The 13,192-nt window shown below is 69.4% G+C and carries 14 protein-coding genes; 8 read left to right on the forward strand and 6 right to left on the reverse strand.

Annotation, left to right across the window (positions count from 1 at the left end; translation table 11 throughout):
• Positions 1-13: 13 nt before the first annotated feature.
• The 3 genes from BW981_RS01925 to BW981_RS01935 all read right to left on the reverse strand — a co-directional run bounded on the left by BW981_RS01925 (position 14) and on the right by BW981_RS01935 (position 3,623).
• Positions 14-1,396 carry a glutamate--cysteine ligase gene (locus BW981_RS01925; RefSeq protein WP_076435754.1) on the reverse strand — a complete coding sequence of 461 codons (1,383 nt, stop codon included), beginning with the start codon at positions 1,394-1,396 and terminating at the stop codon, positions 14-16.
• Positions 1,397-1,570: 174 nt separating this feature from the next.
• On the reverse strand, positions 1,571-2,731 hold the full coding sequence (locus BW981_RS01930; protein ID WP_083712095.1) for a carboxylate-amine ligase: 1,161 nt from the start codon (positions 2,729-2,731) through the stop codon (positions 1,571-1,573).
• A gap of 145 nt (positions 2,732-2,876) precedes the next feature.
• Entirely contained in the window at positions 2,877-3,623 is a 747-nt protein-coding gene (locus tag BW981_RS01935) for a 16S rRNA (uracil(1498)-N(3))-methyltransferase (RefSeq protein ID WP_076435758.1), read from the reverse strand.
• A 237-nt stretch (positions 3,624-3,860) separates the two neighbouring features.
• Here BW981_RS01935 and BW981_RS01940 point away from each other — a divergent pair, with 237 nt between their 5' ends.
• Together BW981_RS01940 and ubiA are read left to right on the forward strand one after the other, a co-directional pair.
• Positions 3,861-4,325 (forward strand): hypothetical protein, encoded by a 465-nt coding sequence (locus BW981_RS01940; protein WP_083712096.1) that lies wholly within the window; start codon positions 3,861-3,863, stop codon positions 4,323-4,325.
• Positions 4,326-4,341: 16 nt separating this feature from the next.
• Entirely contained in the window at positions 4,342-5,328 is a 987-nt protein-coding gene (gene ubiA, locus BW981_RS01945) for a 4-hydroxybenzoate octaprenyltransferase (protein ID WP_083712097.1), read from the forward strand.
• A 3-nt stretch (positions 5,329-5,331) separates the two neighbouring features.
• On the opposite strand, the gene BW981_RS01950 is transcribed toward ubiA, so the two are convergent.
• Complete coding sequence (locus BW981_RS01950; RefSeq protein ID WP_139333579.1) at positions 5,332-5,715, reverse strand: DUF6101 family protein; 384 nt, start codon at positions 5,713-5,715, stop codon at positions 5,332-5,334.
• A gap of 385 nt (positions 5,716-6,100) precedes the next feature.
• On the opposite strand from BW981_RS01950, the gene BW981_RS01955 reads away from it, so the two are divergent.
• From BW981_RS01955 to lpxK, 5 genes are all read left to right on the forward strand, one after another.
• Positions 6,101-6,925: a 3'(2'),5'-bisphosphate nucleotidase CysQ gene (locus BW981_RS01955; protein WP_076435763.1), complete on the forward strand. Its 825-nt coding sequence runs from the start codon at positions 6,101-6,103 to the stop codon at positions 6,923-6,925.
• An 84-nt stretch (positions 6,926-7,009) separates the two neighbouring features.
• Positions 7,010-7,252, forward strand: coding sequence for a DUF4170 domain-containing protein (locus BW981_RS01960; protein WP_076436718.1), 243 nt, complete (start codon positions 7,010-7,012; stop codon positions 7,250-7,252).
• Between the two features lie 16 nt (positions 7,253-7,268).
• Positions 7,269-8,024: a lysophospholipid acyltransferase family protein gene (locus tag BW981_RS01965; protein WP_076435765.1), complete on the forward strand. Its 756-nt coding sequence runs from the start codon at positions 7,269-7,271 to the stop codon at positions 8,022-8,024.
• Entirely contained in the window at positions 8,021-9,325 is a 1,305-nt protein-coding gene (locus BW981_RS01970; RefSeq protein ID WP_076435768.1) for a 3-deoxy-D-manno-octulosonic acid transferase, read from the forward strand. Before BW981_RS01965 ends, BW981_RS01970 begins: the two co-directional genes overlap by 4 nt.
• The gene (gene lpxK / locus BW981_RS01975) at positions 9,325-10,341 is read left to right on the forward strand and encodes a tetraacyldisaccharide 4'-kinase (RefSeq protein ID WP_076435770.1); all 1,017 of its coding nucleotides are present in this window, start codon (positions 9,325-9,327) and stop codon (positions 10,339-10,341) included. The genes BW981_RS01970 and lpxK overlap by 1 nt, the downstream gene beginning before the upstream one ends.
• On the opposite strand, the gene BW981_RS01980 is transcribed toward lpxK, so the two are convergent.
• Positions 10,309-10,530, reverse strand: coding sequence for a DUF2093 domain-containing protein (locus BW981_RS01980; RefSeq protein ID WP_076435772.1), 222 nt, complete (start codon positions 10,528-10,530; stop codon positions 10,309-10,311). The two genes, lpxK and BW981_RS01980, sit on opposite strands and share 33 nt — an antisense overlap.
• A gap of 123 nt (positions 10,531-10,653) precedes the next feature.
• Here BW981_RS01980 and BW981_RS01985 point away from each other — a divergent pair, with 123 nt between their 5' ends.
• Entirely contained in the window at positions 10,654-11,466 is an 813-nt protein-coding gene (locus BW981_RS01985) for a dienelactone hydrolase family protein (RefSeq protein ID WP_244560186.1), read from the forward strand.
• A 50-nt stretch (positions 11,467-11,516) separates the two neighbouring features.
• Here BW981_RS01985 and xseA read toward each other — a convergent pair whose 3' ends face one another.
• Positions 11,517-13,127 carry an exodeoxyribonuclease VII large subunit gene (gene xseA, locus BW981_RS01990; RefSeq protein ID WP_076435776.1) on the reverse strand — a complete coding sequence of 537 codons (1,611 nt, stop codon included), beginning with the start codon at positions 13,125-13,127 and terminating at the stop codon, positions 11,517-11,519.
• Between the last annotated feature and the right edge of the window lie 65 nt (positions 13,128-13,192).

A 13,192-nucleotide genomic window follows, 5' to 3' on the forward strand; every position in this document is an offset into this window, starting at 1 on the left:
GATCGGCTCCTGGCTAAAGCGCGAATTCCGTCATCACCGGCTCGACCCTGCCCTGCCAGGCATCGCGGTAACGTGCTTCGAGCCGCTGTGCGAGCGTCTCGCCCTTGGAAACGATCTCGGCAACCGGCGCGAGGTAATGGCTCTCGTCGCGGCCTGACGCGTCCAGCCGAGCCCGGCGGGCCAGGCCGGCGCGCGACAGTTCGAGAATCTCGACCGCGATGTCGGCCAGCTTTCGGCGCGCGATGGTTGCCGCAAGTCCCTGCTTCGGCACGGTGTCGCGCAGCGCCTGCCGCTCCTCGGCGCTCCAGCCTTTGACCAGATCCCACGCCGCGTCGAGCGACTGGCGATCGTAGAGGAGCCCGACCCAGAAGGCCGGCAGAGCGACCAGCATGTCGGGGGGGCCGGCATCGGCGCCGCGCATCTCCAGAAAGCGCTTGAGACGCACCTCCGGGAAGATCGTCGAGAGATGGTTGGCCCAGTCCGAGATCGTCGCACGCTCGCCCGGCAGTTGCGGCAGGCGCCCGCCAAGCAGGTCGCGGAAGGAGGCGCCGGCCACGTCGTGATAGATGTCGCCACGCTTGACGAAATACATCGGCACGTCGAGCGCATAGTCGACATAGCGCTCATAGGACATGCCCTCGTCGAATGCGAAGGAGAGCATGCCGGAGCGGGCCTTGTCGGTGTCGCGCCAGATTTCGGAGCGCATCGACTGGAAGCCGTTGAGCTTGCGCTCCAGGAAGGGCGAGGAGGCGAAAAGCGCCGTCGCCAGCGGCTGCAGGGCCAGCGAGACGCGCAGCTTGCGCACCATGTCGGCCTCGGTCGCGAAGTCGAGATTGACCTGGACGGTGCAGGTGCGGAACATCATGTCGAGGCCCATCGTGCCGACCTTCGGCATGTAGTTCGCCATGATCTTGTAGCGCCCCTTCGGCATCACCGGCGTCTCCGCCCGCGTCCACAGCGGCGATGCGCCGAGCGCGACGAAGCCGATCTCGTGCGGGGCGGCGACCGCCTTCACCTGCGCGATATGGTCCAGGAGCTCGCGGGACGTCTCATGTACGGTCTCCAGCGGCGCGCCCGACAGTTCGAACTGCCCACCCGGCTCCAGCGAGATCGCGCCGCCGACATCGTCGGGGCCGGCCAGGCCGATGATGTTGCCGTCATCGACGATCGGCTCCCAGCCGAGACGCTGCTGCATCCCCTCGAGCAGAGCGCGAATGCCGCCGGCGCCGGGCCGGCCCTCATAGGGAACGGGCGCGAGATCCGAGCGGTAGAACGGAAACTTCTCGTGCTCCGTGCCGATCCGGAAGCGAGACTCCGGCTTCTCGCCAGCGGCGATCCAGGAGACCAGCTCTTCCTTGGAGCCGACCGGGGTCGAATCGGACACGTCGCGGGCCATAGGCGCTCCGGCAGAAAAGACGAAAGAAGGCCTCGAGCCGGGCCGCCCGCTGGCGACCCGGCTCGAGGCACGGGAGGACAGACATAGGCGAGCGCCGGACGCTCGACAACGACCGCGCCCTTGCATTCGTGAAAGCCCGGCCGGCGTTTTAGGCAGGGCGGCCGCCGGCCGGCGTCAGCATCCCGCCAAAGGCACCGCCGGCTGGGTCGCGTTCGCTGCATCGGTGGTGTTGGCGAGCCAGTCGATGACGGCGGCGAGCGCCGCCTGATCCGTCGCGCCGCATTCGCGCGACCGTTCGAAGACATGAAGCTGCTCATCGGCGCTGGTTCCCTCGGCGACGATGTCAGCGCAGCGGGCGAGCTCGGGCGCGCAGCCGAGGGCTTCGGCATCCTCCGCCAGTTCTGCCGTCAGTTCGGCCACGAGATCGGAGATCGTCCGCATGCCGGAGCCGTCGGAGGCGATCAGGCCGCCATGGACGCCATAGCGCTGGGCGCGCCACATGTTCTCGACAGCGATGCCACGCGTGGCGGGCGTCATCCGGGCGTGGATGCCGGGCTTGCGCAGCAGATGGCGCACCAGGCAGCGATAGAGCGCCGCAATCGCGAGCGTGTCCTCCAGCCGCGTGCAACTGTCGGCGACGCGCAGCTCCAGCGTCGGATGCCGCAGCGAGGGGCGAATCGCCCACCAGATATAGCTGGCATCCTTGATCGCGCCCGCTTGCGACAGCGCGGAAACGTAGGCGCGGTAGTCCTGCGGCTCGGTGAACAGCTCCGGCAGGCCGGTGCGCGGCAGCTCGTTATAGGCGGCGAGCCGGTAGCCGAGCAGGCCCGTCGCCCGCCCCTGCCAGAAGGGCGAGGAGGTCGAGAGCGCCAGCAGCAAGGGCAGATAGGGCATCAGCCGCGCCATCAGCCTGATCCGCTCATCCTCGTCGACGACCTCGACATGGACATGCAGGCCGCAAAACTGATTGCGTCTCCCGATCATCTGCAGATCGCGCATCAGCGCGTCGTAGCGAGCGGCATCCGTGAGTTGCTGGCGATCCCAGACGGCGCACGGATGGGTGCCGCAAGCGAGGAGCAGCATTCCATGCTCGGCCGCCATCGCCGCGAGGCCTTGCCGCAGCCGGCCGAGCGACTGCCGAGCCTCGTTCATGCTGCCAAGCACCGGCGTCGCGACCTCGATCTGGGACTGCAGCATCTCGCGCTGCACCTCGTCCGGAAACGCGCTCTGGGCGGAATCGATGAATGCCTGCGGCATCGCCTGCACCGCTCCGTGGTGCCGCGCATCCGCCAGGAAATACTCTTCCTCGATCCCGAAGCGGAACGTCGATGCCATCAGCGCCTCCCTTGGGCCGCGTCACCTTGCGCAGCCTGCCGGAGGCGCGGGCCTTAAGGCCGGCGTCGTTCCCCCCGCGGTCCGGCAACGCCGCAAGGGTCAGAGCCGTTCCCTGTCCAGCCTGCGCAGGGGGAAGCCCGATATGTCAGGCACGAGACCAATCGCCGAGGACGGCCTGCACAACCGCGAGCGCGGCAACAGCCGCGGTGTCGGCCCTCAGGATGCGCGGCCCCAGCGAAATCGGCAGGGTCTTCGGCCTCGCCCGGATGAGCCGCCGCTCGCTCTCATCGAAGCCCCCTTCCGGCCCGATCAGCACGGCGAGCGGGGCCGGCTCGCAGGCGGAGAGCGCTGCGATCGGGCTCTGCTGCGCCAGATCCTCGTCGCAGAAGATCAAGAGCTGCTCCGCAGGCAGGGCGGCGAGCGCGGCCTCGAGCGGCTGCTCCGGCTCGATCAGCGGCAGGCTCAGGATGCCGCATTGCTCCGCCGCTTCCACTGCATTGGCGCGCAATCGCTCGAGATTGATCCGGGAAACCTGGGTGCGGCGGGTCAGCACGGGCTGCAACAGGCCGGCCCCCATCTCGATCGCCTTCTGGGCCATATAGTCGAGCCGCGCATGCTTCAGAGGCGCAAAGAGATAACGCAGCGTGGGCTGCGGCGGCTGGGGCTTGACCTGCTCGACCAGAGCCAGCGTCGCCTGCTTGCGCCCCTCCGGCGCGACACGCGCCAGCCATTCACCGTCCCGGCCGTTGAAGACGCGGATGGGGTCGCCGGCCTTCAGGCGCAGGACGTTCAGCAGGTAATTGGCCTGGTCGCGTTCGAGCGGCAGGGCGGCCCCAACGGCAAAGCCTGCGTCGATATGAAGCCTGTGGCGGGCGAAATCCGGCGTGGACATGGGCGCGAGCGCTGCTCCGAGATCGACAGGGCCGTTGAAGGCGCCGCGAAAACCGCCACAATCGCCGTCTAAGGGCAAGGCTATTCCTTGAAATGATCCGCGCTCGCTCGAAGCTTCCATGGACTCGGAAGGCTTTTTGGCGTTAACAGCCCTGTTGTTAAGCATAGCGCGGAGACCGGCCAGCGGCGGCCGGATATCTGGAGAAGGACGGCAATGCGGCGAAGGATGGCTTCAGGAATGCTCGCGACCCTCGGTCTGGCCGCGGCGTCGCTGTGGAGCGCCGGCCCGGCCCAGGCGCAGGGCGCCTCCGGCTGCGAGCCGATGCAGAAGCTTCTGATGGAGCGCAAGGCGATGGTCGATCGCATCGCCGCCTCGCAAAAATCGAAGAAGAAGCTGACCCCGCAGGACGCCTGCTCGCTCTTCGGGCGGCTGGCGAACAATGGCGAGGCGACCCTGAAATTCGCCACCGCAAACAAGGATTGGTGCCAGATTCCCGATTCCTTCATCGAAGGGATGACCGTCGACAACAAGAAGATCGTCGGTGTGCGTGGCCAGGCCTGCAACGCGGTCAAGCAGCAGGCGGCGATGCAGAAGCGCGCCCAGCAGCAGGCGCAGCGGGGCGCCGCCAACCCCTTCGGCGGGGCTGATTCAGTGACAAGCGGCGCCGGCGGCGGCCTGCGGATTCCGCAGGGCGCTCTCTGAGCCAGGACGGCACGGCATGCCGAACCCCGTCCATGCCGGCCGGCTTCCAGATGCGGACACGCCCCCGTCGGACGCTCCCCTGCCCGACGCCCTGACCGGGCATTGGGTGGACAGGCGCGCCCCGCGCGCCGCGCGGCCCTTTCTCAAGCTCGCCCGCATCGAGCGGCCCATCGGCTGGTGGCTTCTGTTGCTGCCCTGCTGGTGGTCGGCGGGGCTGGCGGCCATCGCCGCCGGGCGGCCCTATCCCGACCCGTGGCACTGCCTGCTCTTCCTGATCGGCGCCGTTCTGATGCGCGGGGCGGGCTGCACCTTCAACGACATCATCGACCGCAAGCTCGACGCCGAGGTCGCCCGCACCCGCGGCCGTCCGCTGCCCTCTGGACAGGTCACGGCGAAGGCGGCGGCCGTGTTCATGGTCGCGCAGGCGCTCTGCGGCCTCGTCGTGCTGCTGCAGTTCAACCGCTTCACGATCCTGCTCGGCATCGCCTCGCTGGCGATCGTGGCGGTCTACCCGTTCATGAAGCGGGTCACGAACATGCCGCAATTCGTGCTCGGGCTCGCCTTCTCTTGGGGGGCACTGCTGGGTTGGAGCGCAGTGTTCGGCCGGCTCGATGCGCCGGCGCTGCTGGTCTATGCCGCGTCAGTCGCCTGGACCGTCGGCTACGACACGATCTACGCGATGCAGGATCTCGAAGACGACGTCATTGCCGGCATCAAGTCGAGCGCACGCTATTTCGGCGAGCACACGCAGGCGGCGGTGGGGCTATGTTTCGCGCTGGCGGTTCTGCTCCTTGTGGGCGCGATCTGGCTCGTCGGCGGCGGCATTCTCGCCTGGGCGGGGTTTACAGCCTTTGCCGCGCATCTGGCCTGGCAGGTCGCCCGCATTCCCGGCGCGACGGCGCAGGAGGCGCTGGCGCTGTTCCGCTCCAACAAATGGGCCGGGCTCGTCCTCGCCGCCGGGCTGGCGCTCGACGGCGCCGGCCGGGCCTGGACCGGCCTCTGATCGTCAGTCGGTCAAGCGATCACCCGACACCATCACCGGCAGTTCCGGCAGGCGGCCGGGCTTGCGGCGCGTCAGGAAGCGCGGACGGCGACCGTTCAGCATGGCGTAGCGGCGCCGGATCCGCGTCGGGCCGAGCATGACGCGACCGAGTTGCGGGAAGGGTTCGGAGACGGTCCCGTCAACCGTTTCCAGCAGCAAAGGCAGGCCGCTGACCCGCCCGAAATCCCGCCACAGGGCGACGGCATCGTCCTGATCGGCGCTGGCGACGACGACGGAACGCCCGTCCCCTGCTGTCAAGGCGAGTTCGAAGCGCTGATCGTCGCCCGTCTGGTTCGCCAGACGAAGGGCTACGCCGCGCCATGCGGCCGAGGCGCGCAGGATGCGCACGGAGCCGATCCGCTCCAGGCCCGGCGCCGAAGGCTGCCGGGGCATCGGGTTGCAGGATACGATCGCTGTTGAGGTCGGACCGCCGGGGAGCCGCGGCGCAAAGCCACTCCCTCCGGCGGCCGGCGTGACGCTGGCCATCGGTTATAACGCCTCTCTAATCCCTGCTGCAACGGAGCCCTCTGTCGATGCCGGGGCTCTCGTGCTTGCCACATGAAACTGGAGGCGCGGGGTGTCCGAGCGCTTAACCCGCTAGGTTAAGGGAGGGTGTTTTCCGCGTTTCCGGCGCCGAAACGGCCGCTTTCGAACCGGATGCTTGACGGAGTGTTTCGATCGGCCCCGGCATTTTCGGCTTGTATCCCAGTCCGCCGGGGCCGATACGAAAGCCATGAGCGCATCAACGCTACCCATCGCCGCCGATCTGATGAAGGCGGTGAGCGAGAGCTGCCTGGAAGCGGGCGCGATCGCCTTCGACCTGTTCCGCCCGGGTGAGAAGACCGCCGCGCGGACCTGGTCGAAGAGCGGCGGCTCGCCGGTCACCGAAGCCGATATCGGGGTCGATACCTTTCTCCGGGTGCGGCTTTCGGCCCTGCTGCCGGAGGCAGCCTGGCTTTCGGAGGAGACGGCCGACGATGCCCAGCGGCTCTCGCGCCGGCTCGTCTGGGTGGTCGACCCGATCGACGGAACGCGCGCCTTCATGACCGGCCTGCCGGACTGGGCCGTCTGCGTCGCGCTGCTCGACGAGGGCGAGCCGGTGCTCGGAGTCGTGCATGCGCCGGCCTGCAATGCGACCTATGGCGCCATCCGGGGCGCAGGCGCCAGGCGCAACGGGAAGCCGATCCGGACGACCGAGCACGAGACGCTCGATGAGGCCCGCATCGCGGGCCCCAAACCGATGCTCGACGCGCTCGGCCGCGTGTCCCGGTTCACTCCGGTGGACAAGATTCCGTCCCTGGCGCTGCGGCTTGCGCGCATCGCCGACGGCTCGATCGACGCCGGGCTGATCTCGCAGGATTCCCGCGACTGGGACCTGGCGGCGGCCGACCTCGTCCTGCGCGAGGCGGGCGGCGTGCTCAGCGGCGGCCAGGGCGAGCCCGTGATCTACAACCGGCCGAGCCCGGTCCATGGCATGCTGATGGCAAGCGGAGGGATGTTGGCCCCTTCCCTGCTGCAGGCGCTGCGGCAGTTGCGCGAACACAGCCAGCCGAGCTGATTTTTTCGCGGCTGCAGCATTCCGCCGTCTCGCGCCTGCCGCTCCGATGGCTTATGGAGGCGCGATACGGCCATGGAGACAACGATGAGCGCGGAACCGGACCAGAAGCAGCTTCTTCACCTCGTCTTCGGCGGCGAGCTCGCCTCGCTCGACGGCGTGACCTTCAAGGACCTCTCGAAGCTCGACATCGTCGGCATTTTCCCGAATTACGCCAGCGCGCACAACGCCTGGAAGGCGAAGGCGCAGCAGACGGTCGACCAGGCGCAGACGCGCTATTTCGTCGTCCACCTGCACCGGCTGCTCGACCCCGACGCCACAAAGGCCTGACGGGCGCAAACGGACCATGGGCTTCTCGATCCTCAAGACGAAGGTGGCGCAGGAGACGCTGGGCCGGCTGCTCGCCGGCTATCTGCGCCTCGTGCGCCGCACGAACAGGATCGTCCTGGAGCCCGCCGATATCTACGATGAGGTCCGGCCCGAGCTGCCCCTGATCTATGCGATGTGGCACGGCCAGCACATCATGATCCCCTTCGCAAAGCCCGACTGGATGCCCGCCGCATCGCTGGTCTCGCGCCATGGAGATGGCGGGTTCAATGCGATCGCGCTGCGCGAGCTCGGCATCGGCGCCATCCGCGGCTCGGGGGCGCTCGGCAAGAAGATCAGGGAGAAGGGCGGCGCCAGCGCCTTCCTCGCGATGGTGCGCAAGCTCGCCGCCGGCGAATCCATGGTGCTCACCGCCGACATTCCCAAGCGCGCGCGCATCGCCGGGCCCGGCATCGTCGCGCTGGCGCGCGCTTCCGGCCGCCCGATCCGGGCCGTGGCGGTGGTGACGAGCCGTCGCATCGACTTCAAGAGTTGGGACCGTGCCTCGATCGGCCTCCCGTTCGGGCGCGGCGCGATCGTCGTCGGCGAGCCGATCCATGTCGCGCGCGATGCCGACGAGGCGACGCAGGAGGCGGCGCGGCTCGCCGTCCAGGCGAGCCTCGATGCGGTCCACGCCCGGGCCTACGAGCTGGTCGGCGGCCGCGACCCCGGCGCAGGCCTGCGCGACTTGAATACCACCGCGCCCGCTCTCGCCGCCGGGGATGCGGCGCGATGAGCCGCAAGGGCCTGCCTCTGCGCGTCTACCGGGTGGCCAGCGCGTTGCTGGAGCCCGCGGCCGCCGCGCTTCTGCTGGTGCGCAAGCGCCGCGGCAAGGAAGACCCCGAGCGACTGGCGGAGCGGCGCGGCACGGCCAGCGTCAAGCGGCCGAACCGGCCGCTGGTCTGGCTGCATGGCGCCAGCGTCGGCGAGACCGTGACGCTGCTGCCGCTGATCGCGAAGCTGCAGAAGCGGGGCCTTGCCGTGCTGGTCACCTCCGGCACGGTCACCTCGGCGCGGCTGATGGCCGCGCGGCTGCCGGCTGGGGCGATCCATCAATATCTGCCGCTCGACGTGCCGCGCTATATGCGCCGCTTCCTCGACTATTGGCATCCCGAGCTCTGCCTGATCTGCGAATCCGAGATCTGGCCGAACCTGCTGATCGAGGCGCAGCGGCGCGCCCTGCCGGTGGTGATGGTCAACGGCCGGATGTCAGAGCGCTCTTTCGCGCGCTGGTACAAGATGCCGCGCTCCTCGCGCTTCCTGCTCTCCTGCTTCGAGGCCTGCCTCGCGCAGTCACAGGCCGATGCTGAGCGGCTGGCCCAGCTCGGCGCGCCCCGCGTCAGCGTCGCCGGAAACCTCAAATTCGATGTGCCGGCTCCGCCGGCCGACCCCGATACGCTGGCGATCCTCGACGGGATGACAACGGGCCGGCCGGTCTGGATCGCGGCCAGCACGCATCCCGGCGAGGACGAGCTGGTTCTCGGCGCCCATCTTGCGCTGAAGCGCCACCTGCCCAAGCTTCTGACCATCATCGCGCCGCGCCATCCGCAACGCGGGAGCGATATCGCGGCTCTGGCGGAGGCCAATGGCGTCCCGGTGGCTCGCCGCGCCGGCGGCGGAAGCCCCGAGCGCGACATCGATCTTTATGTCGCCGACACGCTGAACGAGCTCGGCTTGTTCTATCGCTTGTCGCAGGTCGCCTTCCTCGGCGGCTCGCTGATCGACGGGATCGGCGGACACAATCCGATCGAACCCGCCAAGCTTGGCTGCGCGCTGCTGCATGGGCCGTTCGTCCACAACAATGCCGAGATCTTCGCTGCCTTCGACCAGGGCGGCGGGTCGCGCGAGGTGGCGGATGCCCAGGCGCTCGCCGGCGCGGTTCACCGCTGGCTGAACGATCCGGCGAGCGCGCGGCAGGCGGCGCGCGCCGCCGCCCAGACGGCCCACCAACTCGGCGGGGCGATCAACCGCACGCTGCAGGCGATCGAGCCGTTGCTGATGCGGGCCGCGCTGGAGCAACGCGAGACCGCGCCCTGATGCCGGCGGCGCCGGCCTTCTGGTGGCGTGAAAAGCCTTCGCCGCTCGCCCGGCTGCTCGCACCTCTCGGCGCGCTCTATGGCCGGATCACCTTGCGGCGCATGCGCCGGCAGGGCGAGGATTGCGGGGTACCCGTGATCTGCGTCGGCAATTTCATCGCCGGTGGGGCCGGCAAGACACCCACTGCGATCGCCATCGCCGGCCGCCTCGCGCAACGCGGGGAGGCGCCCTTCGTGCTGATGCGGGGCTATGGCGGTCGGCTCGCCGGCCCGGTCGAGGTCGACCCCGCGCATCATGCGGCAGCCGATGTCGGCGACGAGCCCCTTCTAATGGCGCGCCACGCGCGCACGGTGATCGCGCGCGACCGCAAGGCGGGCGCGGCGCTGGCACGGCAGGCTGGCGCCAGCGTCATCGTGATGGATGACGGCCTGCAGAATCCGGCTCTTGCCAAGACCCTGAGGCTCGCAGTCGTCGATGGAGGCAGCGGCATCGGGAACGGGCTATGCCTGCCGGCCGGGCCGCTCAGGGCTCCACTGGCGGGGCAACTCGAGCAGACCGATGCGCTGGTCCTGATCGGGAGCGGGACCGCGGGGCAAAAGGTGGGACGGCAGGCGCCGGGCAAGCCGCTCCTGCGCGCCCGGCTCCAGCCGGATGCGGCGGCGGCCGAGCGCCTGTGCGGCCAGCGCGTATTGGCGCTGTCGGGAATCGGGCGGCCGGAGAAGTTCCGGGAGACGCTGGACCTGATCGGTGCCGATATCGTCGCCGAGCAGCCTTTCGGCGATCATCACGCCTATACGGCGGCGGATGTGGACGATGTCGTGGCGCAGGCCCGGACGCTCGGCGCGCTGGTCGCGACCACAGAGAAGGACATGACAAAGCTCGCCGCTCTCTGGCCGGCGCAAGCCGCTGCGATGCTGGTGGCGGTGCCGGTGACGCTCGTCTTCGAGGAGCCGGCGGCGATCGAGGCTCTGCTGGATGCCGTTTCAGGCACGGCCCGCGCGACGGAGCCGCAATAGCGCGGCCTCGGGCGTGGCGTAGGGCTCCTGCCATTCCACCGACCAGTAGCGCAGGTCGTCGAGGCGGATCGGCGCGCCGGTCACGGCGCAGCGCACGAACGAGCCCGGCCTGACCACGCGGAACTCGCCATGGCCATAATCGAGGGCGGCCTCGGGGCCGGGTGTCGGAGGCCGTTCGCTGATGTTCATCAAACTTGCATCAAATCGTTGATTTGCGACGCGGAAAGCCGGAATAGTCAACCTCCCGGTCCCTCTTGGAACTTCATAAACCTCTCGTTGGCGATGTCCAGTCTGTGGCGCCTCCTGGCGTGCATGTTCAGTCTCGTGCTCACCGTCCCGCTGGCGCTTGCCAGCGGCTACGAGCGCGTCGAGATTCCAATGGATGGCGGCCTTCTCGACGGGGTGATGTTCCGCCCGGCGGGGACAGGTCCCTTTCCCGCCGTCGTCGCGCTGCATGGCTGCGGCGGGCTTTGGCGCGAACCCGGAAAGCTGTCGCTGCGCCACAGCGACTGGGGCGAGAGGCTCGCGGCGACCGGCTTCGTCGTGCTGATGCCGGACAGCTACGGCTCGCGCGGGCTGGGCTCGCAATGCGGCGTCAAGGATCTCACCGTGCGGGCCGGGCGCGAGCGCACCGGCGATGTCGCGGCCGCGCGCCTTTTCCTGCAGCAGCGCGCCGACGTCAGGCCGGCGGCCATCTCCCTGATCGGCTGGTCTGGCGGCGGCTCGACCGTGTTGAACGCGGTGCGGAAGGACAAGGCGCCGAACGACGGCAAACCGGATTTCCGCCGGGCGGTCACCTTCTATCCCGGCTGCCGGGCGCAATCGGAGACGCCGAGCTTCGCGGTCAGGATGCCGCTGCTGATCCTGATGGGGGCGGATGACGACTGGACGCCGGTCGCGCCCTGCAGCTACCTTACAAGAGCTGCGCAGATGCGCGGCGAGGCGGTCGAACTCGTGACCTATCCGGGCGCCGTGCATGATTTCGACCATCCGCGGCTCGATCTCAAGGAGCGCGAGAACGTCGCCTTCTCCGCCAGCGGCACCGGCAAGGTGACGGTGGGCACCAACCCGGCCGCGCGCGCCGACGCGCTGAAGCGGGTGGAGAGTTTCCTGAAGGCGAACTGAGCCGGCCCGGCTGACGTCATGCCCGGGTGCCGAGCCCGAGACTAACGCTCTCAGAACAGATCGCCCTGGGCCGTCTTCGGCATCTCCTTGCGCGCCGGCCGCGGCTGCGGGCGGCTCACCTTGCCCGTGCCGATGCTGGTGCCCGCGCCACCCGCGACGATCGCGCCGAAATGGCCGTCGCTGACCTGCACGTCGAGAAGCCGGCCGGGTTCCGCCTGTGCCACTCCGCGCACCAGGGCGCCGCTCTCGTCCCGGATGAGTGCATAGCCGCGGGCGAGCACGGCCGCAGGCCCGAGCGAGCGGATCAGCGCCCAGAGCGAGGCCAGCCGCTCGGTCCGCTTCGCCAGCGCCTGGGCGAAGGCGCGTTGCCCCCTCTCAGCGATCTGCGCGCTGCGCTCGCGGCGTCTCAGGAGGGACTGGGCGAGCGCGTTGCGCATCCGCGTGTCCAGCACCTCGATGCGGGCGCGCTCGGTCGCGATGCGGGTGCGCTCGGCCGCCACCGCGTTGCTGCGGGCCGCTGCGAGCACGCGGCCGAAGCCCGCGAGTTCGGCGCGCAGACGCGCCAGCCGCACACGCGGCGAGTTCTCTGCGAGGCGACGCGCGACATTCTGAAGCTGGATTTCATGAGCGCGGGCATTGCGGGCCAGCGCCGGCGCGAGCCGCGTTGCTGCAAGGTCGAGGCGCTGGCGCGGGCCGGACAGCACCGCCTCCGGCCCAGGCAAGGCGCGGGCCAGCGCGCGCAGGTCGCCGCGGCGGCGGTCGGAGAGGCGGCGCATCGCGCCGGCATGGCGGCGGGCGAGATCGGCGATGGACGCCATCAGCTCGGCGCGAACCGGCACGACCTTCTCGGCCGCGCCAGTCGGGGTGGGCGCCCGCAGATCGGCGGCATGGTCGATCAGCGTCCAGTCGGTCTCGTGTCCTACCGCCGAGACCAGCGGGATGCGAGAGTCGGCGGCGGCGCGAACCACCACTTCCTCGTTGAAGCCCATCAGATCTTCGAGCGAGCCGCCGCCGCGCGCCACGATCAGCACGTCCGGCCGCGGAATGCGGCCCTGCTCGGCCAGGGCATTGAAGCCGGTAATGGCGTTGGCGACTTCGGCCGCGCTGGTCTCACCCTGCACCCTGACCGGCCAGACCAGGACATGGCGCGGAAAGCGGTCCTCCAGCCGGTGCAGGATATCGCGGATGACGGCGCCGGTCGGGGATGTGACGACCCCGATCACGCGCGGCAGATAAGGGATGGCGCGCTTGCGCTCCTCCGCGAACAGGCCTTCCGCCGCCAGCCGCTTGCGGCGCTCGTCGAGCAGGGCCATCAGCGCGCCGATGCCGGCAGGCTCCAGCGAATCGATGACGATCTGGTAGCTCGACTTGCCGGCGAAGGTGGTGATCTTGCCGGTGGCGATGACCTCCAGACCTTCCTGGGGCCGGGTCTTCAGCCGCGCGAAGACGCCCTTCCAGATCACCGCGTCGATCTTGGCGTTGGCGTCCTTCAGCGAGAAATAGACATGGCCCGAGGAGACAGGGCCGCGATAGCCGGAGATCTCGCCGCGTACGCGCACGAAGCCGAAGGAATCCTCGATGGTGCGCTTCAGCGCGCCCGATAGATCGGAGACCGACCATTCGGGGGCGTTGCCGGCGGGCTTCTGCGACTCGCTGTCCATGGACGGACCATAGCGGCGGGAAAGCGGAGGCAGAAGCGTTGCGGCAGCAGCGGCGGGGCGGTATT

This window comes from Allobosea sp. TND4EK4 (assembly GCF_900156025.1).
Classification (GTDB): domain Bacteria; phylum Pseudomonadota; class Alphaproteobacteria; order Rhizobiales; family Beijerinckiaceae; genus Allobosea.